28 protein-coding genes are annotated in these 24,182 nt (G+C 74.1%); 5 read left to right on the top strand and 23 right to left on the bottom strand.

Annotation, left to right across the window (positions count from 1 at the left end; translation table 11 throughout):
* Positions 1 to 24: 24 nt before the first annotated feature.
* The 10 genes from ACGF1Z_RS07065 to hisI form a co-directional block, all read right to left on the bottom strand.
* On the bottom strand, positions 25 to 861 hold the full coding sequence (locus ACGF1Z_RS07065) for a DsbA family protein (RefSeq protein ID WP_393000833.1): 837 nt from the start codon (positions 859 to 861) through the stop codon (positions 25 to 27).
* Between the two features lie 63 nt (positions 862 to 924).
* Positions 925 to 1,743 (bottom strand): tryptophan synthase subunit alpha, encoded by an 819-nt coding sequence (gene trpA, locus ACGF1Z_RS07070; RefSeq protein ID WP_393000835.1) that lies wholly within the window; start codon positions 1,741 to 1,743, stop codon positions 925 to 927.
* Complete coding sequence (gene trpB, locus ACGF1Z_RS07075; protein ID WP_393000837.1) at positions 1,740 to 3,023, bottom strand: tryptophan synthase subunit beta; 1,284 nt, start codon at positions 3,021 to 3,023, stop codon at positions 1,740 to 1,742. The genes trpA and trpB overlap by 4 nt, the downstream gene beginning before the upstream one ends.
* Before the next feature lie 341 nt (positions 3,024 to 3,364).
* Entirely contained in the window at positions 3,365 to 3,571 is a 207-nt protein-coding gene (gene trpM / locus ACGF1Z_RS07080) for a tryptophan biosynthesis modulator TrpM (protein WP_376629959.1), read from the bottom strand.
* A gap of 91 nt (positions 3,572 to 3,662) precedes the next feature.
* Entirely contained in the window at positions 3,663 to 4,472 is an 810-nt protein-coding gene (trpC, locus tag ACGF1Z_RS07085) for an indole-3-glycerol phosphate synthase TrpC (protein WP_393000839.1), read from the bottom strand.
* A gap of 111 nt (positions 4,473 to 4,583) precedes the next feature.
* The gene (locus ACGF1Z_RS07090; RefSeq protein WP_393002411.1) at positions 4,584 to 4,970 is read right to left on the bottom strand and encodes a DUF2752 domain-containing protein; all 387 of its coding nucleotides are present in this window, start codon (positions 4,968 to 4,970) and stop codon (positions 4,584 to 4,586) included.
* Between the two features lie 311 nt (positions 4,971 to 5,281).
* The gene (locus ACGF1Z_RS07095; protein ID WP_393000841.1) at positions 5,282 to 5,542 is read right to left on the bottom strand and encodes an HGxxPAAW family protein; all 261 of its coding nucleotides are present in this window, start codon (positions 5,540 to 5,542) and stop codon (positions 5,282 to 5,284) included.
* Between the two features lie 116 nt (positions 5,543 to 5,658).
* Positions 5,659 to 6,315, bottom strand: coding sequence for a TIGR02234 family membrane protein (locus tag ACGF1Z_RS07100; protein ID WP_393000843.1), 657 nt, complete (start codon positions 6,313 to 6,315; stop codon positions 5,659 to 5,661).
* A gap of 64 nt (positions 6,316 to 6,379) precedes the next feature.
* Positions 6,380 to 7,879 (bottom strand): anthranilate synthase component I, encoded by a 1,500-nt coding sequence (locus tag ACGF1Z_RS07105; RefSeq protein ID WP_393000845.1) that lies wholly within the window; start codon positions 7,877 to 7,879, stop codon positions 6,380 to 6,382.
* An 11-nt stretch (positions 7,880 to 7,890) separates the two neighbouring features.
* Positions 7,891 to 8,259 (bottom strand): phosphoribosyl-AMP cyclohydrolase, encoded by a 369-nt coding sequence (hisI, locus tag ACGF1Z_RS07110; protein WP_393000847.1) that lies wholly within the window; start codon positions 8,257 to 8,259, stop codon positions 7,891 to 7,893.
* A 133-nt stretch (positions 8,260 to 8,392) separates the two neighbouring features.
* On the opposite strand from hisI, the gene ACGF1Z_RS07115 reads away from it, so the two are divergent.
* Positions 8,393 to 9,034, top strand: a complete 642-nt coding sequence (locus ACGF1Z_RS07115) for a TIGR03085 family metal-binding protein (RefSeq protein ID WP_393000849.1) — start codon at positions 8,393 to 8,395, stop codon at positions 9,032 to 9,034.
* Between the two features lie 51 nt (positions 9,035 to 9,085).
* Here ACGF1Z_RS07115 and ACGF1Z_RS07120 read toward each other — a convergent pair whose 3' ends face one another.
* The 10 genes from ACGF1Z_RS07120 to hisD all read right to left on the bottom strand — a co-directional run bounded on the left by ACGF1Z_RS07120 (position 9,086) and on the right by hisD (position 16,836).
* Positions 9,086 to 10,333 carry an MFS transporter gene (locus ACGF1Z_RS07120; protein WP_393000851.1) on the bottom strand — a complete coding sequence of 416 codons (1,248 nt, stop codon included), beginning with the start codon at positions 10,331 to 10,333 and terminating at the stop codon, positions 9,086 to 9,088.
* 4 nt (positions 10,334 to 10,337) lie between these two features.
* Positions 10,338 to 10,925: an ArsR/SmtB family transcription factor gene (locus ACGF1Z_RS07125; RefSeq protein WP_393000853.1), complete on the bottom strand. Its 588-nt coding sequence runs from the start codon at positions 10,923 to 10,925 to the stop codon at positions 10,338 to 10,340.
* Positions 10,926 to 11,056: 131 nt separating this feature from the next.
* Positions 11,057 to 11,812 carry an imidazole glycerol phosphate synthase subunit HisF gene (hisF, locus tag ACGF1Z_RS07130; RefSeq protein ID WP_393000856.1) on the bottom strand — a complete coding sequence of 252 codons (756 nt, stop codon included), beginning with the start codon at positions 11,810 to 11,812 and terminating at the stop codon, positions 11,057 to 11,059.
* Positions 11,812 to 12,234 carry a RidA family protein gene (locus ACGF1Z_RS07135; RefSeq protein WP_393000858.1) on the bottom strand — a complete coding sequence of 141 codons (423 nt, stop codon included), beginning with the start codon at positions 12,232 to 12,234 and terminating at the stop codon, positions 11,812 to 11,814. The genes hisF and ACGF1Z_RS07135 overlap by 1 nt, the downstream gene beginning before the upstream one ends.
* On the bottom strand, positions 12,231 to 12,965 hold the full coding sequence (gene priA, locus ACGF1Z_RS07140; protein WP_393000860.1) for a bifunctional 1-(5-phosphoribosyl)-5-((5-phosphoribosylamino)methylideneamino)imidazole-4-carboxamide isomerase/phosphoribosylanthranilate isomerase PriA: 735 nt from the start codon (positions 12,963 to 12,965) through the stop codon (positions 12,231 to 12,233). Before priA ends, ACGF1Z_RS07135 begins: the two co-directional genes overlap by 4 nt.
* Complete coding sequence (hisH, locus tag ACGF1Z_RS07145) at positions 12,962 to 13,609, bottom strand: imidazole glycerol phosphate synthase subunit HisH (protein WP_393000862.1); 648 nt, start codon at positions 13,607 to 13,609, stop codon at positions 12,962 to 12,964. The genes priA and hisH overlap by 4 nt, the downstream gene beginning before the upstream one ends.
* On the bottom strand, positions 13,606 to 13,770 hold the full coding sequence (locus ACGF1Z_RS07150; protein ID WP_393000864.1) for a hypothetical protein: 165 nt from the start codon (positions 13,768 to 13,770) through the stop codon (positions 13,606 to 13,608). The genes hisH and ACGF1Z_RS07150 overlap by 4 nt, the downstream gene beginning before the upstream one ends.
* A 2-nt stretch (positions 13,771 to 13,772) precedes the next feature.
* On the bottom strand, positions 13,773 to 14,366 hold the full coding sequence (gene hisB, locus ACGF1Z_RS07155; protein ID WP_393000866.1) for an imidazoleglycerol-phosphate dehydratase HisB: 594 nt from the start codon (positions 14,364 to 14,366) through the stop codon (positions 13,773 to 13,775).
* The gene (locus ACGF1Z_RS07160; RefSeq protein ID WP_393000868.1) at positions 14,363 to 15,496 is read right to left on the bottom strand and encodes a histidinol-phosphate transaminase; all 1,134 of its coding nucleotides are present in this window, start codon (positions 15,494 to 15,496) and stop codon (positions 14,363 to 14,365) included. The genes hisB and ACGF1Z_RS07160 overlap by 4 nt, the downstream gene beginning before the upstream one ends.
* Positions 15,493 to 16,836 (bottom strand): histidinol dehydrogenase, encoded by a 1,344-nt coding sequence (hisD, locus tag ACGF1Z_RS07165; RefSeq protein WP_393000870.1) that lies wholly within the window; start codon positions 16,834 to 16,836, stop codon positions 15,493 to 15,495. Before hisD ends, ACGF1Z_RS07160 begins: the two co-directional genes overlap by 4 nt.
* A gap of 171 nt (positions 16,837 to 17,007) precedes the next feature.
* Here hisD and ACGF1Z_RS07170 point away from each other — a divergent pair, with 171 nt between their 5' ends.
* The 4 genes from ACGF1Z_RS07170 to ybaK all read left to right on the top strand — a co-directional run bounded on the left by ACGF1Z_RS07170 (position 17,008) and on the right by ybaK (position 21,466).
* Positions 17,008 to 18,609, top strand: coding sequence for an oxidoreductase (locus tag ACGF1Z_RS07170; RefSeq protein ID WP_393000872.1), 1,602 nt, complete (start codon positions 17,008 to 17,010; stop codon positions 18,607 to 18,609).
* A gap of 490 nt (positions 18,610 to 19,099) precedes the next feature.
* On the top strand, positions 19,100 to 20,188 hold the full coding sequence (locus tag ACGF1Z_RS07175; protein ID WP_393000874.1) for a hypothetical protein: 1,089 nt from the start codon (positions 19,100 to 19,102) through the stop codon (positions 20,186 to 20,188).
* Positions 20,189 to 20,193: 5 nt separating this feature from the next.
* On the top strand, positions 20,194 to 20,931 hold the full coding sequence (locus tag ACGF1Z_RS07180; protein WP_393000876.1) for an LON peptidase substrate-binding domain-containing protein: 738 nt from the start codon (positions 20,194 to 20,196) through the stop codon (positions 20,929 to 20,931).
* 28 nt (positions 20,932 to 20,959) lie between these two features.
* On the top strand, positions 20,960 to 21,466 hold the full coding sequence (ybaK, locus tag ACGF1Z_RS07185; protein WP_393000878.1) for a Cys-tRNA(Pro) deacylase: 507 nt from the start codon (positions 20,960 to 20,962) through the stop codon (positions 21,464 to 21,466).
* Positions 21,467 to 21,612: 146 nt separating this feature from the next.
* Here the strand turns inward: ybaK and ACGF1Z_RS07190 are convergent, their stop codons facing one another.
* From ACGF1Z_RS07190 to ACGF1Z_RS07200, 3 genes are all read right to left on the bottom strand, one after another.
* On the bottom strand, positions 21,613 to 22,242 hold the full coding sequence (locus ACGF1Z_RS07190; protein WP_393000880.1) for a DUF2567 domain-containing protein: 630 nt from the start codon (positions 22,240 to 22,242) through the stop codon (positions 21,613 to 21,615).
* A gap of 61 nt (positions 22,243 to 22,303) precedes the next feature.
* Entirely contained in the window at positions 22,304 to 23,137 is an 834-nt protein-coding gene (locus ACGF1Z_RS07195; protein WP_393000882.1) for an ABC transporter permease, read from the bottom strand.
* A gap of 67 nt (positions 23,138 to 23,204) precedes the next feature.
* Positions 23,205 to 24,176 (bottom strand): ABC transporter ATP-binding protein, encoded by a 972-nt coding sequence (locus ACGF1Z_RS07200; protein WP_393002413.1) that lies wholly within the window; start codon positions 24,174 to 24,176, stop codon positions 23,205 to 23,207.
* Between the last annotated feature and the right edge of the window lie 6 nt (positions 24,177 to 24,182).

Consider the following 24,182-nt stretch of genomic DNA (forward strand, 5'->3'; position numbering starts at 1 on the left):
ACTTCTCCGTAACGCCCCGCGGTCTCAGCGGCCCGCGGGGCTTCCCGGGGCCGGGGATGCGGTGCCCGCCTTCTTGCCCTTGTTGGCCTCGGCGACCCACTTCTTCAGGTTCTCCGGGGAGATCTGCTCGTTCCCCTTCGACGGGAAGACCGATTCGCCGTTGAGCAGGACGGTCGGCGTGCCGCGGAACTCGCTGGCGCGGAAGGCGTCGTTCGACTTCTTCACCCAGCTGTCGTGCGTGCCGTCCTCGACGCAGCTGCGGAAGGCCGGCGTGTCGAGCCCGGGGACCTTGGCCGCGAGCTCGATCAGCTTGGCGTTGCTCGCGTAGGCGTCGTCGGTCTCCTGCGGCTGGTTGGTGTAGAGCACGTCGTGGTAGGCCGTGAACTTCCCGGCGTCCTGGGCGCACGCGGCCGCGTTGGCGGCGCGCAGGGAGCCGCTGCCGCCCATGTTGCCGTCGATGAGGGTCACGAGGTGGTACTCCGCCTTGACGGCCCCCGCGGCCTCCAGCTCGTGGACGGTGTCCCGGAAGTACGTCTCGAACTGGGCGCACGCGGGGCAGCGGAAGTCCTCCCAGATCGTGAGCGTGGACGGGGCGTCCGGCCTGCCCTGGGGGATGACGGGCTTCTCGCCGCCGAGGGCGCCGCTGGGCTCGACGACCGGCCCCGCCTTGTCGGAACTGTCCTTCCCGCCGCTGTTGGCGGCGATCACGCCGACGACAGCGGCCAGGGCGAGGACGCCCACGACCGCGGCCGACACGATGAGGACGCGCCGCTGCCTGTCGCGGGCCTTCTCGCGCTCGCGCTGCTGCTGGAGGCGCTCCCGCGCGCTCCGGTTACTACCGTCTCGGTTCTTCTCGCTCACGCCCACAGCAACGAACCGGGGAGGCACGCGCGTGCCTCCCCGGTGACGAACCACCCGTACGGGTTACGAGCTGCGGCGCACGCCCTCGGCGAGTTCGCCCGCCAGTTCCCTTACGGCGCCGAGCCCGGCCTGCTCGTCGCCGTCGGCGTCGAGGATCCGCTTCACGAAGGCGGAGCCCACGATGACGCCGTCGGCGAAGGCGGCGACCTCCTTGGCCTGAGCGGCGTTGGAGACGCCGAGACCGACGCAGACCGGCAGGTCGCCGGCGGCGCGGGTGCGGCGGACGAGGTCGGCGGCCTGCTCCCCGACCGACTCCCGGGTACCGGTGACACCCATGAGGGAGGCCGCGTAGACGAAGCCGGAACCGGCCGCGGTGATCGTGGCCAGCCGCTCGTCCTTGCTGCTGGGGGCGACGACGAAGATCGTGGCGAGGCCGTGCCGGGTGGCGTGCTCCCTCCAGACCGCCGACTCCTGGACCGGCAGGTCGGGCAGGATGCAGCCCGCGCCGCCGGCCGCGGCGAGCTCCTCGGTGAAGCGCTCGATGCCGTAGCGGTCGATGGGGTTCCAGTAGGTCATCACGAGGACCGGCTTGCCGGTGGCCCCGTACGCCTCCTTCACCGTGCGCATGACGTCGGCGATCCTGACGCCGCCGCGCAGGGCGATGTCGTCGGCGGTCTGGATGACCGGCCCGTCGAGCACCGGGTCGCTGTGCGGCAGGCCGACCTCGACGATGTCGGCGCCACCGTCGAAGACGGCCTTGATCGCCGCGATGCCGCCGTCCACGGTCGGGAAGCCGGCCGGGAGGTAGGCGATGAGCGCGGCCCGGTCCTCGGCCTTCGCCTTGGCGAGGGTGTCGCCGAGCAGCTGGATGTTCCCGGTCACTTGGCGTCCCCCTCGATCTCCGCGACGTCGGCCGCGTCGGCGGCCACCGCTGCGTCGGCGTCGTACAGGCCGAAGTAGCGGGCGGCGGTGTCCATGTCCTTGTCGCCGCGCCCGGAGAGGTTGACGACGATCAGCCCGTCCTTGCCGAGCTCCCTGCCGACCTCCAGGGCGCCGGCGAGGGCGTGCGCCGACTCGATGGCCGGGATGATGCCCTCGGTGCGCGACAGCAGCCGCAGCGCCTGCATGGCGGCGTCGTCGGTGACGGCGCGGTACTCGCCGCGGCCGCTGTCCTTGAGGAAGGCGTGCTCGGGGCCGATGCCGGGGTAGTCGAGGCCCGCCGAGATCGAGTAGGGCTCGGTGATCTGGCCCTCCTCGTCCTGGAGGACGTAGGAGCGGGACCCGTGCAGGATGCCGGGCTCGCCGGCGGTGAGGGTGGCGGCGTGCTCGCCGGTCTCGACGCCGTGGCCGGCCGGCTCGCAGCCGATCAGCCGGACGGAGGCGTCCGGGATGAAGGCGTGGAAGAGACCGATGGCGTTCGAACCGCCGCCGACGCAGGCGACGGCCGCGTCGGGCAGGCGGCCCGCCCGCTCCAGGATCTGGCGGCGCGCCTCGACGCCGATGACCCGGTGGAAGTCACGGACCATGGCCGGGAAGGGGTGCGGGCCGGCGACCGTGCCGAAGAGGTAGTGCGTCCGGTCGACGTTGGCGACCCAGTCGCGGAAGGCCTCGTTGATGGCGTCCTTGAGGGTGCGGCTGCCGGACTGCACGGCCACGACCTCGGCGCCGAGCATGCGCATGCGGGCGACGTTGAGGGCCTGGCGCTGGGTGTCGACCTCGCCCATGTAGATGGTGCACTCGAGACCGAACAGGGCGCAGGCGGTGGCGGTGGCGACGCCGTGCTGACCGGCGCCGGTCTCCGCGATGACGCGGGTCTTGCCCATGCGCTTGGTGAGCAGGGCCTGGCCGAGCACGTTGTTGATCTTGTGCGAACCGGTGTGGTTCAGGTCCTCGCGCTTGAGGAAGACCCGGGCGCCGCCGGCGTGCTCGGCGAACCGCGGGACCTCGGTGAGGGCGCTGGGCCGGCCGGTGTAGTCGGCCATCAGCTCGTTGAGCTCGCGGGCGAACTCGGGGTCGTTCTTGGCCTTCTCGTACTCGACGGCGACCTCGTCGACGGCGGCGACGAGGGCCTCCGGGATGAACTTGCCGCCATAGGCGCCGAAGTAGCCCTCGGCGGACGGGACCTGACCCTCCGGGTCGGGAATGAAGAACTCGCTGGACATGCGGTTGCTCCTCGCGGGGCGGTCGCCCCGAAAACGTGCGGTCGATGGGTCACGTGATGCGCGCGAGCCGTCCACGTACGTCACCGCGCCGTCGCGAGCGCCGGCGCAGCCGCCGTCCCGCCGCGTTGTGGGCAGTCGTTCCGCAGGGCGGAACGGGTGGGCACAACGGAACGCGGCGCCTCGCCCTGCCCGGACTCCTCGCGCCCTGACGCGCGCCACGAAGGCGCGGCGCCGTACGGGGCGGGCCGACGGCCCACAAGGAGTGGGGCGAGGCAAGCCGGCACGGAGCGGGCGAAGCGCGGACAGCGGGGCCGAGCCGGCCCATGGGGGCGCGGTGGTGGCTAGGTGTCGTACGGGGAAGTGCGCGCGAGGCGCGGGCGCCATCGCATCCCGTTGACCTGACCGGGCTCGTCGCCGATCACGTAGCGCACCCGCCGCCCGTGCACACGGCGCGCCGGCGCACGGCAGCCACGGGGGCGGCAGCCGCGGGCCAGCGGGGCGTGGGCCGGTACGGAGGCCGTACGGAGCAGGGTGCGGCGCCCGGGCACCGCGCCGACCGCCGACGGCACACCGGCCACGCCCCGGGCGGTGAGGCCCGGGACGTACGGCGGCGTGTCGTGGCGGAGGGTCATGACCGGATCAGCTCCGGCCGTGGCGCAGGGCCGGGTGGGCGCCGGCGGCGACCAGGTCGGCGACGGCGGCCTTCGGGTCGCGGCCGGTGACCAGGGACTCGCCGACCAGGACCGCGTCGGCGCCGCCGTTGGCGTACGCGATCAGGTCGTGCGGGCCGCGGACACCGGACTCGGCGACCTTCACGATGTGGGCCGGGATCTCCGGGGCGACGCGGTCGAAGGTGGAGCGGTCGACCTTGAGGGTCTTCAGATTGCGCGCGTTGACGCCGATGATCCGGGCGCCCGCGTCGACGGCCCGCTCGACCTCCTCCTCGTCGTGGACCTCGACGAGCGGGGTGAGCCCGATGGACTCGGCGCGCTCGATGAGGGAGACGAGGGCCTCCTGCTCCAGCGCCGCGACGATGAGCAGCGCGAGGTCGGCGCCGTAGGCCCGGGCCTCCCAGAGCTGGTACGCCGTGACGATGAAGTCCTTGCGCAGGACCGGGATGTCGACCCGGGCGCGCACGGCCTCCAGGTCGGCGAGCGAACCGCCGAAGCGGCGCTGCTCGGTCAGGACGGAGATGACGGCGGCGCCGCCCGCCTCGTAGTCGGCGGCGAGGCCGGCCGGGTCGGCGATGGCGGCGAGCGCGCCCTTGGAGGGGCTGGAGCGCTTGACTTCGCAGATCACCTTGACGCCGTCGCCGCGCAGTGCGGCGACGCCGTCCTTGGCCTGCGGCGCCTTGGCGGCACGCTCCTTGAGCTCCTCGAGGGAGACCCGCGCCTGCCGCTCTGCGAGGTCGGCGCGCACGCCTTCGATGATCTCGTCGAGCACACTCACGCGAGAGGCCCCCTTCCGGGACGGTGACGGTCTTGTTCAGCCACGTCGATGGTATCCGCAGGTGACCCCTGGAATCGCATCGGCGGGAGTCGCGTCCCACTTCGTGGGACTTCAGGGGGCGAGCGCGGAGCCGAAAGGGAGGTTGCGTACGAGGGTGAAAAGGGCCAGAACGGCGCCGATCCCCCACCACCAGGCCGGGGAGACCGCGAGCCGCATCGGCCGCCCGCGGAAGGCGCGAACCAGCCACAGGACCATGACGACGGCGAAGACCGCGTAGCCGGCGACGGCCACCGCGTTGAAGCCGAGGGCGGCGCCGAGGTCACCGTGCGCGACGGCGTGGGCACTGCGCAGACCGCCGCAGCCGGGGCAGAAGACGCCGGTGAAGCGGAGGAGCGGGCAGACCGGGTAGTGACCGGGTTCGTTGGGGTCGACGTTCCCGACGTACGCGAAGGCGGCGGCGACCCCGGCCAGCGTGCCGAGCGGGGCGAGCAGCCACAGCGCGCGCGGGCGCGGCGGGCCGGGCGCGGGCGCCGGCGGGCCCCAGGCACCGCCCGCGGGCGGGGCTGCGGCCCACGGGGCCCCGGGTGCGGCCTCCGGCCCCCGCGGCGCTCCGGACGCCCCCGGGGCCCCGGGCGTTCCGGGCGCGTGCGAGGTGTCCTGTTCGTCCCCTGGGCCCGTCGGCGCCGCCGCGCCCGCTTCCCTCACGGCTGCCGCCGTCGCCTTGTCGTCCACGCGGTGATTCTCGCCGTTCGCACGCGAAGGCGCAGCCCGGTCGTGCCGGGCTGCGCCTTCGGGGTGAAGCGGAGGGATCAGGCGTGGGCCTTCTCGAGGGCGGTCGCCGTGGCGGCCTCGCGAGCGGCCACGACGGCGGCCGACTCCTTCGGCATGCCCATGCCGGCGACCTTCATCGCGCCGCCGACCACACCGCCGAGGAGGATGACGCCGATGCCGGCCCAGAAGCCGGGCACGTTCGCCGCCACCATGAAGACTCCGGCGATGCAGAAGCCGATGAAGGAGATGATGACACCGGTCCAGGCGGCCGGGGTGTGTCCGTGGGCGCTGCCCGCCATGAGTTGCTCCTCGTTGGTGTTGCTCGGTGGTGACGCCTCATTCTTCCGCACATGCGGGCGCCGTGATGCATCGGGGTGCCCGAACGATCACGCGTCGCACCGGGCCGCGGCGCGGCTCAGCCGCCGTGGGTCGGGTCCTCGCCGCGGTCGAGGGCCTTCCAGAGGTCCTCGGGGCGGTCGGGGTCGGTGGCCGCGGGGCGCCGCGCGGCGCGGGGCGCGCCGGAGCGCTCGTAGCGTCCGCCCATGGCCGGCCAGGACTTGCCGAAGCGGAGCGCGAAGAGCCCGGCGGCCAGGATGAGGACGGCGCCGGCAGCGGTCACGTAGGGCCAGACGGTGTGGCTGAGGCCGCCGACGACCGCGGCGGTGTTGCCGCTGACGCGGGCGGCCTCGGCGTCCAGGGCGGCGCTGTCGGACGCGCCGAGGACGGCGGCCAGGGCCGCTCCCGCGCCGCTCAGGGCGAGCAGCGCGGCGACCATGGTGCGGCCGGCGCGGCGGACGGCGAAGACGGCGACCAGGGCGGCGAGGCCGACGATCGCGAGCGCGGTCGGCACGCCGGTGACGGCGCCGCCGTTCGCCTCGACGGGTACGGTGCCGCCGCCGACGGCCGCGGTGCCCTCGGCCCAGATCTGGCCGGCGGAGAGCAGTACGACGGTGGCTCCGAGGGCGCCGAGCAGCAGCGCCGCAGCGAGACTGCGGCGGGCGCCGGAGGGGGCGGCGCCGCCCGTTCGGGCGGCTCGGGGCTGGGGTACGGGTACAGCACTCACGTACCCCACTATCCCCTACCGGCTCGGGAACCGTTCATCCGGTCGTGTCATGCCTTCGGTCACACCGGCGCCGTCAACGCCCGGCCGCGCGGGTCATCCGGTTGGCGGTGTGGACGGCCCGGAGGACGGCGGCGGCCTTGTTGCGGCACTCGTTGTCCTCGGCGACCGGGTCGGAGTCGGCGACGACACCCGCTCCGGCCTGCACGTACGCGGTGCCGTCGCGCAGCAGGGCGGTGCGGATGGCGATGGCGGTGTCGGAGTCGCCCGCGAAGTCGAGGTAGCCGACACAGCCGCCGTACAGGCCGCGGCGCGAGGGCTCCAGTTCCTCGATGATCTGCATCGCGCGCGGCTTCGGCGCGCCGGAGAGGGTGCCGGCCGGGAAGCAGGCGGTGAGGACGTCGAACGCCGTCCGTCCCTCGGCGACCTTGCCGGTCACGGTGGAGACGATGTGCATGACGTGCGAATAGCGCTCGATCGACATGAAGTCGACGACCTCGACGGAGCCCGGTTCGCAGACCCGGCCGAGGTCGTTGCGGCCCAGGTCGACGAGCATGAGGTGCTCGGCGCGCTCCTTGGGGTCGGCGAGCAGTTCCTCGGCGAGGTCGTGGTCCTCCTGCGGGGTGGCGCCCCGGTGCCGGGTGCCGGCGATGGGGTGGAGCATCGCGTGCCCGTCCCCGACCTTGACCAGCGCCTCGGGCGAGGAGCCGACGACGTCGAAGCCGTTCTCGAAGCGGAAGAGGTACATGTACGGGGACGGGTTGGTCGCCCGCAGCACCCGGTAGACGTCGAGGGCGGAGGCGCCGCAGGGGGTCTCGAAGCGCTGCGAGGGCACGACCTGGAAGGCCTCGCCGGCCCGGATGCGCTCCTTGATGTCCTCGACGGCGTCCTGGTAGGCCGCGCCGCCCCAGAGGGCGGAGAACTCGGGCAGCTCGGAGGCCGGCAGGGCGACGGGCACGGTCTCGACGGGGCGGGCCAGATCGGCCTCCATCGCGTCGAGGCGGGCGACGGCGTGCGCGTACGCCTCGTCGATGCCGGTCTCCAGGTCGTTGTGGTTGATCGCGTTGGCGATCAGGAGCACCGAGCCGTCCCAGTGGTCGAGGACGGCGAGGTCGCTGGTGAGCAGCATGGTGAGCTCGGGCAGCCGCAGGTCGTCGCCGCCGTGCTCGCCGATGCGCTCCAGGCGGCGGACGATGTCGTAGCCCAGGTAGCCGACCATGCCGCCGGTGAAGGGGGGCATGCCGGAGGCGAGGTCGCGCGGGGTGTGCAGGGTCTCGACGGTGGCGCGCAGGGCCGCGAGCGGGTCGCCGTCGACGGGGACGCCGACCGGCGGGGTGCCGAGCCAGTGGGCCTGGCCGTCGCGCACCGTCAGGGTGGCGTCGCTGCGCACGCCGATGAAGGAGTAGCGGGACCAGCTGCGCCCGTTCTCCGCGGATTCGAGGAGGAAGGTGCCGGGGCGTTCGGCGGCGAGCTTGCGGTAGAGCCCGACCGGGGTGTCGCCGTCCGCGAGGAGCCTGCGGCTGACGGGGATGACGCGGCGGTCGGCCGCCAGCTTGCGGAAGGTCTCGAGATCCATGGCGCCAGACCCTACTCGGCCGCGAGGAGGACGTCGGCGTCGAAGCAGGTGCGGGCCCCGGTGTGGCAGGCGGCGCCGACCTGGTCGACCTTCACGAGCAGCGTGTCGGCGTCGCAGTCGAGGGCGACGGACCGGACGTGCTGGACGTGGCCGGAGGTGTCGCCCTTGACCCAGTACTCCCGGCGGCTGCGGGACCAGTAGGTGCAGCGGCCGGTGGTGAGGGTGCGGTGGAGCGCCTCGTCGTCCATCCAGCCGAGCATGAGCACCTCGCCGGTGTCGTACTGCTGGGCGATGGCGGGGACCAGACCGTCCTCGCTGCGCTTGAGGCGGGCGGCGATGGCCGGGTCGAGGGCGCTGGGGGTCCGGGGCGTGCTGCTCATGGCGCCATTGTGCCGTGACCGGCGGTGTCGCCCGGTCGCGCGTCCACTGGGCGGACCGGTGCGCCCGGCCGGTGGACCTGCGGGCGGTGCGTCCCCTGGGCGGAGCGGCGCCCGCCGCCGTACGCTGGCGCTCATGTCGACCCATGCGAAGCGTGAACGCCTCCTGCTCGCGGACCTGTTGGAGGCGGCCGGTCCGGACGCCCCGACCCTCTGCGAGGGGTGGCTGACCCGGGACCTGGCGGCGCACGTGGTGGTGCGGGAGCGCCGGCCGGACGCGGCGGCCGGCGCCGTGGTGCCGGTGCCGGCGCTGAAGGCGCGCCTCGACCGGGTGCAGGCGGAGTTCACGGAGAAGCCGTACGAGGAGCTGGTCCAGCTCATCCGTACGGGGCCGCCGAAGCTGTCCCCGTTCACGATCAAGCAGGTGGACGAGGGCGCGAACACCGTCGAGTTCTACGTCCACGCCGAGGACGTGCGGCGGGCCCAGCCCGACTGGTCACCGCGCGAGCTGGACCCGGTGTTCGCGGACGCCCTGTGGACGCGGCTGGAGAAGTCGGCCCGGCTGCTGGGCCGGAAGGTGCCGGTGGGGCTGGTGCTCCGCCGGCCGAACGGCCAGACGGCGGTGGCGCGCCGCGGCACCCCGGTGGTGACGGCGTCCGGGGAACCGGGCGAACTGACCATGTTCCTGTTCGGGCGGCAGGACGCGGCCAAGGTGGACCTGGACGGCGAGCCGGAGGCCGTGGAGCGGCTGCACACGACGAGGCAGCTGGGCATCTGAGGGCGGCCGGGCCCTCGCCCGGCCGCTGGTGCCGGCCTGCGCCCCGCACCGTCAGGCCGTGCCGGGCAGCTCGGCCTTCCGTACGGCCGGCACGAGCAGCCCGTAGACACCCGAGAGGGCGCAGACGGCCGCGCTCACCGCGTACACCGGGCCGGTGCCCCACATCGCGATCGCGGCGCCGGTGAGGGGGAAGCTGAGCGGGGCGAGGCCGAGCGAGCACAGGCCGGACACGGCGGAGACCCGGCCGAGGTACGCGGGGTCGCAGTGGGTCTGGACGAGGGCGTTGCACAGCGCGCCCGAGAGTCCGGCGAGCAGACCGATGGACAGGCCGACGCCGACCGCGACGGGCAGGCCGGTGGTGAAGGCGAGGGCGCCGATCGAGCCGGCGCCGAGAAGCATGGTCCAGCCGCTGACGGCTCCGGCGTGCGGGACCCGCCCCCGCACGGCGAGCAGCAGCGAGGCGGCGCCCGCGCCGGTGCCGAAGCCGGCGAGGATCCAGCCCATGCCGGAGGCGCCCCAGCCGCGCTGCTCGGCCAGGACGGCGAGGCCGACGTTGAGCGGGCCGACGAAGCCGAGGTCGCTGAGGAGCACGATGACCATGAGCGGGCCGAGCACGCGGTGGCCGCGCAGATAGCGCAGCCCGTCGGCGAGGTCGCTCAGGGCCGTGCCGCCGCCCGCCCCGTCGGTGGCGGGCGGCGGGCCGAGCCGGAGCGCGGCGAGGAGCGGGACGGAGAGGGCGAAGAGCAGTCCGGCGGCCCCGAAGGCGGCGGTGGGCCCGCCGAGAGCGACCGCGAGGCCGCCGAGCGGGGCGCCGAGGACGGCACCGCAGCGGTGCGCGAGGCCGCGCAGGCCTTGGACCCGGGCGAGCTGGTCGTGCGGGGCGATCCGGGGCGGCAGGGCGCCCACGGCGGGCAGGAACAGGGCGTCGACGATGCCGAAGACCACGCCGACGACGGCGAGCAGCCACAGTCCGGGCGAGGCGAGGAACAGGGTGGCCGCGAGGCCGAGCACGACCAGGGCCCGGACGGTGTCGGAGCCGATGACGACACGGCGGGGGCCGAGGCGGTCGGCGACCACTCCCCCGGCGAGCAGGAGCAGCGCGCGGGGCACGGCGCTGACGGCCATGACGAGTCCGGCCTGGGCGGGGGTGCCGCTGCTGACGGCGGCCCAGGACAGGGCGAGGTAGTAGACGCTGTCGCCGAGGGTGGAGGCGGTGTAGGCGCCGACCCAGCGCAGCACGTCGGGGTCGCGGTGGGCGGGCCGGGTGGGAGCGGCGGCGGGGGCCGCGGTCGTGGTCACCGCGTCAGCCGCGGTAGGGGAAGGCGTGGAGGTGGACGGCGACGTTCTCGCGGCCTTCGGTGTCGCCGGCGGCCTCGGCGGCGCGGGCCTGCTGGTCGTGCTTCCGCAGGACGGCGTCCAGTTCCTCGCCGAGGGCGGCGAGTTCGGCGGCGGTGAAGCGGGGCAGCCACTCGGAGCTGACGACGGCGGCGCGCCAGGCGTCGGACCAGGTGAGCCGCTCGTCGAGGAAGCGCTGGTGCAGGGCGGCGCGCTGTTCGTTGAGGGTGCGGCCGAGGGCGTCGCTCGCGGCGACGAGCTCGGGGGCGTCGCGGATGTCCTCCTCGCGGATGGTGAAGCCGTACGAGCTGGGCTGCCACCAGCGCTCGCGGCCGTCCGCGGACCCGGCCTCGGCCTCCTCGATCAGGCCGTGCTCGGCGAGCTTGCGCAGGTGGTAGCTGACGAGGGAGACGGCCTCGTCGACCTGTTCGGCGAGCTGGGAGGCGGTGGCGGTGCGGGCCACGAAGAGGGCGCGGTAGAGGCGCATCCGCAGCGGGTGCGCGATGGCCTTGAGCGTGCCGAGGTCGGTGATCCGGCGGTTCTCCTGCGAGGTCATGCCAGGACCGTAGATGCGAAAGAAAACTTGCGCAATAAGATTTGCACAAATAATCCTGCGCATACGGGAAACGCGAAGGCCCCCGCCGGAGCGGGGGCCTTCGGCTCGGAGTCCGCCTCGGGTCTGCCGGGTCAGCGGACCTCGTGGCCGGCGTCCCGCAGCGTCTGCTTGACCTCGCCGATCCGCAGATCGCCGAAGTGGAAGACGGAGGCCGCGAGCACCGCGTCCGCGCCGGCCTCGACCGCCGGCGGGAAGTCGGACAGCTTGCCGGCGCCGCCGGAGGCGATCACCGGCACGGTCACGTGCTTGCGCACGGCCGCGATCATCTCGGTGTCGTAGCCGTCCTTGGTGCCGTCGGCGTCCATCGAGTTGAGCAGGATCTCCCCGGCGCCCAGTTCGGCGGCCCGGTGCGCCCACTCGACGGCGTCGATGCCGGTGCCCTGGCGGCCGCCGTGGGTCGTCACCTCGAAGGAGCCCGACGGGGTGCGCCGGGCGTCCACCGACAGGACGAGCACCTGGCGTCCGAAGCGCTCCGCGATCTCCTGGATCAGCTCGGGCCGGGCGATGGCGGCCGTGTTCACGCCCACCTTGTCGGCGCCGGCCCGCAGCAGCTTGTCGACGTCCTCCGCCGAGCGCACGCCGCCGCCCACGGTCAGCGGGATGAAGACCTGCTCGGCGGTGCGGCGCACCACGTCGTAGGTGGTCTCCCGGTTGCCGGAGGAGGCGGTGATGTCGAGGAAGGTCAGCTCGTCGGCGCCCTCGGCGTCGTAGAGCTTCGCCATCTCGACGGGGTCGCCCGCGTCGCGCAGGTTCTGGAAGTTGACCCCCTTGACGACCCGGCCGTTGTCCACGTCCAGGCAGGGGATCACGCGTACGGCAAGACCCATCAGGATCCCTCCCTCTCGCCGCCCGGGCGGTACGCCTCGACCTCGACCTCGACCACGAGGCGCGGGTCGACGAAGCCGGACACGATGATCATCGAAGCGGCCGGACGGACGGCGTCGAACAGCTCCTTGTGGGCCCGGCCGACCTCCTCCACGTCCCGCGCGTGGGTGATGTACATGCGGGTCCGGACGACGTCCTCGGGGCCGAGACCCAGTTTCCTGAGGGCGCCGAAGGCCACGTCGAAGGAGTTGACGGTCTGCTCGTACGGGCCGCCGTCGGCGATGGCGCCGTCGACGACCGAGGTGCAGCCGGCCACGAGGACGGTGCCGTTGGGCAGCTCCACCGCGCGCGAGTAGCCGAACAGCTCCTCCCAGGGAGCGCCCGTCACCACCTTGCGGACGGAGCGGTCGGGGGATCCGGTCATACGGACGCCACCGCCTCCAGGGCCTCTTCCAGGGTGAAGGCCTTCGCGTAGAGCGCCTTGCCGACGATCGCACCCTCGACGCCGAGCGGGACGAGGCCGGCCAGGGCCCGCAGGTCGTCGACGGAGGACACGCCGCCGGAGGCGACGACCGGCCGGTCGGTCGCGGCGCAGACGTTCCGCAGCAGCTCCAGGTTGGGGCCCTGCAGGGTGCCGTCCTTGGCGATGTCGGTGACGACGTAGCGCGCACAGCCCTCGGCGTCGAGGCGGGCGAGCGTCTCGTACAGGTCGCCGCCGTCGCGGGTCCAGCCGCGGCCGCGCAGGGTGGTGCCGCGGACGTCCAGGCCGACGGCGATCCGGTCGCCGTGCTCGGCGATGACCTTGGCGACCCACTCGGGGGTCTCCAGGGCGGCGGTGCCCAGATTGACCCGGGTGCAGCCGGTGGCGAGGGCCGCGGCCAGCGTGGCGTCGTCGCGGATGCCGCCGGACAGCTCGACCTTGATGTCCATGGCCGCGGTCACCTCCGCGACCAGGGCACGGTTGTCGCCGGTGCCGAAGGCGGCGTCCAGGTCGACGAGGTGGAGCCACTCGGCGCCGGAGCGCTGCCAGGCGAGGGCGGCTTCCAGCGGGGAGCCGTAGGAGGTCTCGGTGCCCGACTCGCCGTGGACGAGGCGGACCGCCTGGCCGTCGCGGACGTCGACGGCGGGGAGGAGTTCGAGGGTCGACGTGGTCACAGGGTTCCGATCCAGTTGGTGAGGAGCTGGGCGCCGGCGTCGCCGGACTTCTCGGGGTGGAACTGGGTCGCCCAGAGCGCGCCGTTCTCGACGGCCGCGACGAAGGGTTCGCCGTGGGTGGCCCAGGTGACCTTCGGGGCGCGGATGTTGGGGTTGCCGACCTCCAGGTCCCATGCGCGCACCGCGTAGGAGTGCACGAAGTAGAACCGGGCGTCGGCGTCCAGGCCCGCGAACAGCTCGCTGTCGGCGGGCGCGTCGACGGTGTTCCAGCCCATGTGGGGCACGACCGGGGCGTCGAGCGGCTCGACCGTGCCGGGCCACTCGTCGAGGCCGTCGGTCTCGACGCCGTGCTCGATGCCGCGGGCGAAGAGGATCTGCATGCCGACGCAGATGCCCATGACGGGCCGCCCGCCGGCGAGCCGGCGGCCGACGATCCACTCGCCGCGGGCCTCCTTGAGGCCCTGCATGCAGGCGGAGAAGGCGCCGACGCCGGGGACGAGGAGCCCGTCGGCGTTCATGGCGCGGTCGTAGTCGCGGGTGATCTCCACGTCGGCGCCGACCCGGGCGAGGGCACGCTCGGCGGAGCGCACGTTGCCGAAGCCGTAGTCGAAGACGACGACCTTCTTGGGAGCGGCCGCCGTCATGACCACACGTCCAGTCGCAGGATGCCGGCCGAGAGGCACATCACGGCACCGATGGACAGCAGCACGATGAGGCCCTTGGGCATCTGCTGCTTGACGAAGGAGTAGATGCCGCCGAGGAGGAAGAGCCCGACGACGATGAGGACGGTGTTGAGGCCGTTCACGGTTAGAGGGCGCCCTTCGTCGAGGGGAGGATGCCTTCGGCGCGCGGGTCGCGCTCGGAGGCGTAGCGCAGGGCCCGGGCGAGCGCCTTGAACTGGCACTCGACGATGTGGTGCGCGTTGCGCCCGTACGGGACGTGCACGTGCAGCGCGATCTGCGCCTGGGCGACGAAGGACTCCAGGATGTGCCGGGTCATCGTGGTGTCGTAGGAGCCGATCATCGGCGCCATGTTCTCCGGCTCGGTGTGCACCAGGTAGGGGCGGCCGGAGAGGTCGACGGTGACCTGGGCGAGCGACTCGTCCAGCGGGACGGTGCAGTTGCCGAAGCGGTAGATGCCGACCTTGTCGCCGAGCGCCTGCTTGAAGGCGGCGCCGAGGGCGAGGGCGGTGTCCTCGATGGTGTGGTGCGAGTCGATGTGGAGGTCGCCGTCGGTCTTCACGGTCAGGTCGAACAGACCGTGCCGGCCGAGCTGGTCGAGCATGTGGTCGTAGAAGCCGACCCCGGTCGACACGTCGACCTTTCCGGTGCCGTCGAGGTCGATCTCGACGACGACGGAGGTCTCCTTGGTGGTGCGCTCAACGCGGCCTACGCGGCTCATGCGTTCTGCTCCTTCTTCAGCTCACGAACCGCGTCGAGGAACGCGTCGTTCTCTTCGGGGGTGCCGGCGGTGACCCGCAGCCAGCCCGGTACGCCGTTGTCCCGGACCAGGACGCCCCGGTCGAGGATCTTCTGCCAGGCCTCGTGGGAGCCCTCGGCTCCGCCGAAGTGCCCGAACTGGACGAAGTTGGCGTCGGACTCGGTGACCTCGTAGCCGAGGGCCCGCAGCTCGTCGACCAGGCGGTCGCGCTCGGCCTTGAGCTGCTCGACGTACCCGAGGAGGGTGTCGGTGTGCTCCAGGGCGGCCAGCGCGGTGGCCTGGGTGACGGCCGAAAGGTGATACGGCAGTCTCACCAGCTGGACGGCGTCGACCACGGCGGGGTGGGCGGCCAGATATCCCAGGCGCAGTCCGGCGGCGCCGAAGGCCTTGGACATGGTCCGGGAGACCACCAGGTTCGGGCGTCCCTCGATGAGGGGCAGCAGCGAGTCCCGGTGGCTGAACTCCACGTACGCCTCGTCCACGACCACCAGCGAGGGCTTGGCGGCCTGGGCGGCCTCGTACAGCGCGAGGACCGTCTCCGCCTCGACCGCCGTTCCCGTGGGGTTGTTGGGCGAGGTGACGAAGACGACGTCCGGCGCGTGCTCGGCGACGGCCTGCTCGGCCGCCGCGAGGTCGATGGTGAAGTCCTCGCCGCGCGGGCCGGAGATCCAGCCGGTGCCGGTGCCGCGGGCGATCAGGGCGTGCATCGAGTACGAGGGCTCGAAGCCGATCGCGGTGCGGCCGGGCCCGCCGAAGGTCTGCAGCAGCTGCTGGAGGACCTCGTTGGAGCCGTTGGCGGCCCAGACGTTCTCGCGGGCGACCGGATGCCCGGCCGTACGGGTGAGATAGCGGGCCAGCTCGGTGCGCAGCTCGACCGCGTCCCGGTCGGGGTAGCGGTTGAGCCCCCTGGCGGCCTCGGCGACCCGCTCCGCGATCCGGGCCACCAGGGGCTCCGGCAGCGGGTACGGGTTCTCGTTGGTGTTCAGCTGGACGGGCACGTCGAGCTGCGGCGCGCCGTACGGGGACTTGCCCTTCAGCTCGTCGCGGATCGGAAGGTCGTCGATCCCGATGGTGTCGTTCGTGTCGCTCACTTGCTCTCGGGCACCTTCCAGCCGAACCGGGCCTTGATCGCGGCGCCGTGCGCGGGCAGGTCCTCCGCCTCGGCGAGGGTGACCACGTGGTGGGCCACCTCGGCGAGCGCGTCGCGCGTGTAGTCCACGATGTGCACGCCGCGCAGGAAGGACTGCACGGACAGGCCGGAGGAGTGGCAGGCGCAGCCGCCGGTGGGCAGCACGTGGTTGGAGCCGGCGCAGTAGTCGCCGAGGGAGACCGGCGCCCAGGCGCCGACGAAGACCGCGCCCGCGTTGCGGACCCGGTCGGCGAGGGCGGCGGCGTCCGCGGTCTGGATCTCCAGGTGCTCGGCGCCGTAGGCGTCGACGACCTTGAGGCCGTCGGCCAGGTCGCGCACGAGGACGATCGCGGACTGCCTGCCGGCCAGCGCGGGGACGATCCGGTCGTCGACGTGCTTGGAGGCGGCGACCTGGGTCTTCAGCTCGGCCTCGGTGGCCTCGGCGAGCTCCTCGGAGTCCGTGACGAGGACGGAGGCGGCCATGGGGTCGTGCTCGGCCTGGCTGATCAGGTCGGCGGCGACGTGCACGGGGTCGGCGGTGGAGTCCGCGAGGATCGCGATCTCGGTCGGGCCGGCCTCGGCGTCGATGCCGATGCGGCCCTTGAGGAGGCGCTTGGCGGCGGCGACGTAGATGTTGCCGGGGCCGGTGACCAGGTTGACGGGGGCGCAGCCGGGCGCGCCGTCGGCGCCCTCGGTGCCGTACGCGAACATGGCGATGGCCTGGGCGCCGCCGGCCGCGTACACCTCGTCGACGCCCAGCAGGGCGCAGGCGGCGAGGATGGTGGGGTGCGGCAGGCCGCCGAACTCCTTCTGCGGCGGGGAGGCCACGGCCACCCCTTCGACGCCGGCCTCCTGGGCCGGGACGACGTTCATCACGACGGAGGACGGGTAGACGGAGCGGCCGCCCGGCACGTAGAGGCCGACGCGCTCGACGGGGATCCACTTCTCGGTGACCGTGCCGCCGGGCACGACCTGGGTGGTGTGGGTGGTGCGGCGCTGGTCGCGGTGGACCAGGCGGGTCCGGCGGATGGACTCCTCGAGGGCGGCGCGGACGGCCGGGTCGAGCTCGTCGAGGGCGCGGGCGATCGCCTCGGCCGGGACCCGCAGGCCCGGGACGCGCACGCCGTCGAACTTCTCCCCGTAGTCGATCACCGCTGCGGCGCCATGATGCCGGACGTCCTCGCAGATCGGCCGCACCGTCTCCAGGGCGGCTTCCACGTCGAACTCGGCACGGGGCAGCAGGTCGCGCAGGGCGGAACCCTCGGGGAGGGCGTCGCCGCGCAGATCGATTCGAGAGATCACGGGTCAATTCTCGCAGACGCCCACGAACGCCTGTCGTCCGTATCACTGGCTGATACGGGCCACTCTGGCGTCTTGTCGCCACTCCTGACCGTTAGCGTTCAGTCCGTCACTCAGCGGGAAGAACGGCTGTACGAATCCGGGAACGGAATCGTGGGAAGCGAGGGGGCGGCAGTGACCGAGCCGCGCGAGGACGACGGGATGCCGGAGGGCCTGACCGGGCCCGAGCGGGTGATGTGGCGGGCGTTCCGGGTCGGCGGGAGCTGTGATCTGAGGGAGGGGGTCGCCGAGCGGGACGATCCGTTCGCCGTGCACGTGGAGTGGGGCGAGGAGCGCAGCGTGCGGGCGGAGGTCGTCGCGCTGCTGCTGCTCGACGGGCCGCCGGCCCGGTCCGGGCGGGTCGCGGCGCTGAAGCTGCGCGGGGTGCGGATCACCGGCGTGCTCAATCTCGCGGGCGGCTCGATAGGGCCGTACATGGAGCTGAACGGCTGCCGCTTCGACGGGGAGGTGGTGCTGCCCGAGGCCCACTTCGGCACGCTGCGGATGGTCGAGTGCGCGATACCCCGGCTGGAGGCGGCGCGGCTGCACACGGCGGGCGACCTGCACCTGCCGCGCTGCCGGGTGGAGCGCGGCATCCGGCTGACGGACGCGCAGATCGGCACGGACCTGCTGATCAACCAGATCCGGGTGTGGCCGGACCGGCGCGGCCGGGCGATCACGGCGGACGGCCTGGTGGTGGCCCAGGACCTGCAGGCCGAGCTGATCGAGACGTACGGGGAGCTGAGCCTGCGCGGCGCGAAGGTCGGCGTGTCGCTCAGTCTGCGGGGCAGCGTGCTGCGCGGCGCCCAGCAGCGGCGCGCGCTGAACGCCCCTCAGCTGACGGTGGAGCGCACGCTCTATCTGAACGCCGCCTGGGTGTACGAGACCTCGGGCCGGTCCACGGCCACCCCGCCGTACGGGGTGACGCCGGCCCAGGGCGCGCGCCGCAAGCCGGTCGAGTGCCACGGCGGGGTGCGGCTCGACGACGGGCGGTTCGGCGACTCGGTGGACCTGCACTACGCCCGCTTCCTGCTCGACGGCTCGCGCCGGGACGAGCTGTCGCTGCGCCGGATCGTGACCCCGGAGCTGCGGTTCAACGGGGAGCGCCCCGAGGAGGGCCGGGTGGTGCTCAACGGGGCGAAGGTCGTGACCCTGATCGACCTGTCGAGCAGCTGGCCCGGCCCGGGCGGCCTCGCGATGGGCGGCTTCGTCTACGAGAACCTCGTGCCGTACGGGCACTTCCCGCTGGCCCGGCGCCTGGAGTGGGTCGCGGCGGCCACCCCGGAGTACGCGCCGGAGCCGTACGAGCGGCTGGCGACGGTGCTGCGCAGCAGCGGCGAGGACGCGGACGCCCGGGAGGTCCTGCTGGCCAAGCAGCGGCGCCGCCGGGAGACCCTGCCGGTGGCGGGCAAGCTGTGGGGCTACCTCCAGGACTGGACCGTGGCCTACGGCTACCGGCCCGGCCGGGCGGCGCTGTGGATGGCGGTCCTGTGGGCGGCGGGCACGCTGGCCTTCTCGCACTACGACGCGGTGCCGCTCAAACCGGACGAGGCGCCGCACTGGAACGCCACGCTGTACGCGCTCGACCTGCTGCTGCCGGTGATCGACCTGGGCCAGGTGGGCTTCTGGCGCCTGGAGGGCTTCTGGCAGTGGGCGTCGACGGCCCTGATCCTCCTCGGCTGGGTGCTCGCGACGACGGTGGCGGCGGGGGCCTCACGCATGCTGCGCCGGGGCTGACCCCGGCCCCGCCGGCCGGCCGGGCCCGGGCGAGGCGGTTCGGCGTGTCGCGGCGGCGGGCGGGGCGGCAGGGAGGGGGCGGGGTCCAGGGCGGTGGGCGTGTCGCGGCGGCGGGCGGCACGGAGGGGGCGGGGTCCAGGGCGGTGGGCGTGTCGCGGCGGCGGGCGGCACGGAGGGGGCGGGGTCCAGGGCGGTGGGCGTGTCGCGGCGGCGGCCGATCCGGCGGGCTCGGCTCGGCTCGGCGGGCGTTCCTGCGCGGTCGGTCGGGTCTTCCGTTCGGTGTGTCGGCGGCGCACCGGGGGCCGGTCGAGCGCGCCGGCCCGGGCGTGTCGAGGGCGCGTCCGGGGGCGGACGGGGTGAAGGGACGGGGGCGTGTGCGCACCGCTCCGCCCCTTTCTTTACGCTGTCTTGACCCCTGTCAGCACAACCTTCCCGCCGCTACCAAAGCTTCACAGTCCGCCACTGGCGCGGCCCTCACCTGCGGTTTTCAATGTTTCGCACCATGTCACTGCTCCGCGCCCTGATCGGCACCACCCGCATGGTCCGGCACGCCCCCCGGCTCACCGCCGGGCTCGCGCCGGACGACGACGTGCTGCTCGACGCGCCCGACGCGCGGATGGCGCCGGCCCTCGTCGCCGCCGCGCTCGCCGACCCCGAGCCGGCCGCCAAACTCCTCGCCACCACCCGGGACGCCGCCGAGTGGGAGGACCGGGACCGCTACGTGTCCCGGCTGAGCGCCTTCGCCTACAGCCGGGACGGCTGGCTGGAGCACTGGCTGGCGGTGGCGCCGCGCGACCCGGACGCCCTGCTCGTCAAGGCGCAGCTCGCGGTCCGCCGGGCCTGGGGGTCTCCGGCCAGGGCCGAGCGGCTGCGCGAGCTGGGACCGTTGATCCAGGCGGCGGCCGAGGCGGCGCCGCGCGACCCGGTGCCCTGGCGGCTCGCCCTGGACCACGCGCGCGGCACCCACGCCGGGCACACGGCCTTCGAGTCGCTGTGGGAGCAGGCCGTGCGCCGGGCCCCGCACCACTACGGCAGCCATGTCGCCGCGCTCAAGTACCTGTCGGCCCAGTGGTACGGCTCGCACCGCGAGTGCTTCGACTTCGCCGAGCAGGCCGCCGAGGACGCGCTGCCCGGCTCGCTGGTCCAGGCGCTCCCGGTGCGAGCGGCCTTCGCGCAGCTGCTCGCCGGGCCCGGACCGGGGCACGGGGTGAGCGGGCACCGGATCGACGCCGCGCTCGACCGGGCGCTCGCGCTGTCGGCGGAGTACCCGGCGGGCGACCTGTGGCCCGCCGAGGTACGGAACCTTCTGGTGCACGTCCTGGTGGAGCGGGACCGCCCGCGGGACGCCCTCGCGGAGTTCGGGCGGATCGGCCCGCAGGCCACCACGTTCCCCTGGGCGCTGGTCTCCGAGGACCCGCTGCGGGGCTTCCTGGAGGCGCGGGCGGCGACCGTGCGCGAGGTGGCGCGGCGCACTCCGCTGCGCGGGGCCGCGCCGGGTGCCGCGATCGCCTCCGGAACGGACCGGACGGACGACGGGGGACGGCCCGGCCGGGGCGGTCCCGGCGGCCATTACGCTTGACCGCTGTGACCACCGCCCGTCTGCCTCTCTTTCCGCTCAACACGGTGCTGTTCCCGGGCCTCGTGCTGCCCCTGAACGTCTTCGAGGAGCGTTATCGCGCCATGATGCGCGAGCTGCTCACGACGGACGACTCCGAGCCGCGGCGCTTCGCCGTCGTGGCGATCCGTGACGGCCGCGAGGTCGCGCCGACCGCGCAGGGCCTGCCGGACCAGACGGCGCTGCCCGAGAAGGGTCCGGCGGCCGGTTTCGGCCCCGACCCGATCCAGGCCTTCCACCGGGTCGGCTGTGTGGCCGACGCGGCGTCGATCCGGGAGCGCGAGGACGGCGGCTTCGAGGTGATGGCCACCGGCACGACCCGGGTGAAGCTGCTCTCGGTCGACGCGAGCGGCCCGTATCTGACCGCCGAGATCGAGGAGATCCCGGAGGAGCAGGGCGACGAGGCCGGAACGCTCGCCGAGGGCGTGCTGCGGGCCTTCCGCTCGTACCAGAAGCGTCTCGCGGGAGCCCGCGAGCGTTCGCTGACCACCAGTGAACTGCCCGACGACCCCTCGGTCGTCTCCTACCTGGTCGCCGCCGCCGCGGTGCTCGACACCCCGGCCAAGCAGCGGCTGCTGCAGGCACCGGACACGGCGACCCGGCTGCGCGAGGAGCTGACGCTGCTCCGCTCGGAGACGGCGGTCCTGCGCCACCTGCCGTCGCTCCCGATGGTGGACCTGACCCGCGCCCCGACCAGCCCGAACTGAGCGAAGTCCCGACCGAGGAGAGCCCTCCGTGGCGAAGAAGCAGAAGAAGAACGGCGGGGGCGGCGGCGGCACGCCGGCGACGGTGGCGCTGACGGCCGCGGGCGCGCCGTACACGCTGCACGCGTACGAGCACGACCCGGCGAGCCCGTCGTACGGCGAGGAGGCGGCGGAGGCCCTGGGCGTCTCCCCCGACCGGGTGTTCAAGACGCTGGTCGCGGACGTGGACGGCGAGCTGACGGTGGCCGTGGTCCCGGTGGCCGGTCAGCTCGACCTGAAGGCGCTCGCCTCGGCGGTCGGCGGCAAGAAGGCGGCGATGGCGGATCCGGCGGCGGCCGAGCGGACCACCGGCTACGTCCGCGGCGGCATCTCGCCGCTGGGCCAGCGCAGGCGGCTGCGGACCGTCCTGGACTCCTCGGCCTCGGGGCACGCCACCATCTGCATCTCGGCGGGCCGCCGCGGCCTGGAGGTGGAGCTCTCCCCCGCGGACCTGGCGGCCCTCACCGCGGCGGTCGTGGCACCGATCGGGCGCGCCTGAGCGACGGCCGGGTTCCCGGCCGGGGCCCACGCCATGCGTGCGCCCGCCGCTCGGCGGGCTTGCGCGACCGGGGCGGGAGGGCCCGGCCCCGCGCCCCGGGCCTGGGAGCGGGGCCCGCGCCCCGGAGCGCCCCGGGGCCGCGCGCCTCAGCCCTGCGTGCCGCCCGGCATCGGCGGCCAGGGGCCGTCGTCGGGCTCCGGGTCCCGCGGACCGAAGAGCGCCGTCAGGGCGAGGTGGACGATCATCGCGGCGATCGGCCAGGCCAGCATCGCCGCCGCCGCCATGTTGAGTTCGAGCGGCGCCTCGAAGAAGACCTCGGGGCCGACCCGCTTGGCGTGGGCGACCACGTCGCGCTCGGGCCCGAGCCAGACGCCCGTTCCCCAGGCGAGCAGGGAGCCGAGCACGCCGCCGAGGGCGAGGCCCAGGACCAGGGCGATGCCGCCGTGCCGGTGGATCAGGAAGACCAGGGCGGCGGCCAGCGCGCCGAAGCCGAGGGCGAGCAGCACGAAGGTGCCGTCCATGCCGATCGCCGACTCCCCCTCGCCGTCCTTGAGGAAGACCGCCTTGCCGTCCGAGACCAGCTGGACCCGGGGCGCGAGCCACAGCCACAGCAGTCCGAGCAGGGCGCCGGCGACCGCGGAGACGGACGCCACCACGGCGGCCTGCCGCAGCTCGGTGGCCGTGCTGGGAACGCCGTCCGGCTCGGGCTGCGCCGGGTAGGGCGCGGGCCAGGCGTCGTGCGGGGGCTGATGCGGCGGAGTCAGAGGTGCGGTCACGACGCCATCGTGCCAGGTGTGGCTGTGTGCCGCCTCAGCGGACCGGGGCCGGACGGGCGCCTCAGCGGACCGCCGCCCTCCGGTACGCCCAGGTGGCCACCGCGAGCGACACGACGCCCACCGCGCCGCACACCGCGAGGTCGAGCGCGACCGCCGTCCAGTCGGGGTGTGCGTCGAAGGTACGGGCCAGGGCCTCGACTCCGTAGGTGGAGGGCAGCAGGTCCCGCGCCCAGCCGATCGGGCCGGGCAGCCGTTCGGCCGGCAGCACGCCGAGCAGCAGGGCCGCCGACATGCCCAGCTGTCCGAGCAGGGTGGCCAGCTCCTGGCGCGGCGCGAGCAGCCCGAGGGCGGCGCCGAGCCCGGCCAGCGCGGCCCCGGACAGCGGGACGACCGCCACGAGGATCCACAGATGGGTGAGCGGCAGCCCGAAGAGCACGGAACCGGCGACGGCGGTGACCACGGTACCGGGCACGGTGAAGGAGGCGTACGCGCCGGCCGCACCGAGCACCACCGCCGCCGGCGGAACCGGCAGGGTCGCGTAGTGGTCGAGCCCGCCGCCCGCCCGCAGCTGCCCGAAGTACTGGGCGAGCAGGTTGAGCGCGACGAAGGCGACGACGAGCACGGCGGAGCCGGCCACCACGGCCCGTGCCTCGGCACCGCCGTCCACGACGCCCCGCATCAGGACCATGATCCCGATCGACTGGAAGGTCGCGACGAAGAGCAGCGGGATGCGGGCGACCCGGGCACGGCTGAGCTGCGCCGTGTAGACCGCGCCGAGCGCGGGCAGCAGCCGGGCGCGCGGGGCGAGCGGCGCGGCACCGGCCGCGTGCTCGGTGTCCCGGTCCAGGCCGACGGGGACGTCGGCCGTCAGGGCCTCGGCGGGCAGGGTGCTCAACTCGTCCAGCTCCTGACGGTCGACTCGTCGCTCACGTCGTACGTCACCTCGCACGTCACGTCGTACGTCATGCTTTCACCAGCCCCCGCGACTCGCCGCCGAGCGCCAGGTAGACGTCCTCCAGGCTCGGCGTCGCCAGGGTGAAGTCGTCCAGGGCCGCGAAGGCCGCTCCGCCGGTCACCGCGGCGACCGCCGCCCGGGCCTCGTCGGGTGCCAGCCGGAGCACCCAGCGGCGTCCGCTCTCCTGGGCGGAGGGGCGCAGCGCGGCCACCTCGGGGACCTCCAGCGGGGCCCGCTCGCGCCAGACGAGTTCGACCCGCACCTCCCCCGCGACGCGCTGCTTGAGCCCGGCGGGCGTGTCGCAGGCGATCACGCGGCCGCGGTCGATGACGGCGACCCGGTCGAGGACGGTCTCGGCCTCGATGACGTTGTGGGTGACGAGCAGCACGGTGACGCCGTGCTCGGCGCGCCGCCGGTCGACGGCGGCCCACACGGCGCGGCGGGCCACGGGGTCCATGCCGGTGGTGGGCTCGTCGAGGACGAGTACGGGCCGCTCGCCGACCAGGGCGGCGGCGACGCAGGCGAGCCGGCGCTGCCCGCCGGAGAGCTTCTTCAGCGGCCGGCCGGCGATCTCGCCGAGGCCGAGTTCGCCGAGGACGGCGTCCCGTGCGGCGCGGGCCTCACGGGTGCCGAGACCGCGCAGCCGCCCGGTGGTCTCGGCGGCGAGGGCGACGGTCAGCTCGTCGAGGGCGGTGGACTCCTGGCCGAGGTAGGCGAGCAGCCGGGAGGCGCGCTCGGGGTGGCGCACCAGGTCGTGGCCGAGCATCAGGACGCTGCCGGAGTCGGGGCGCATGAGTCCGGTCAGCTGGCGGACCAGGGTGGACTTGCCGGCGCCGTTGGGGCCGAGCAGGCCGAAGATCTCGCCGCCGCGCACATCGAGGCTGATCCCGTCGGTGGCCCGTACCTCGGGGGTCGCGGGTGCTCCGCGTCTGCCGCGTGTGGCGGGGTACGTCTTGACCAGATCCCGCACCGCGCACACCGTACT

It is taken from the genome of Streptomyces sp. NPDC048018 (assembly GCF_043202995.1).
Taxonomy (GTDB): domain Bacteria; phylum Actinomycetota; class Actinomycetes; order Streptomycetales; family Streptomycetaceae; genus Streptomyces.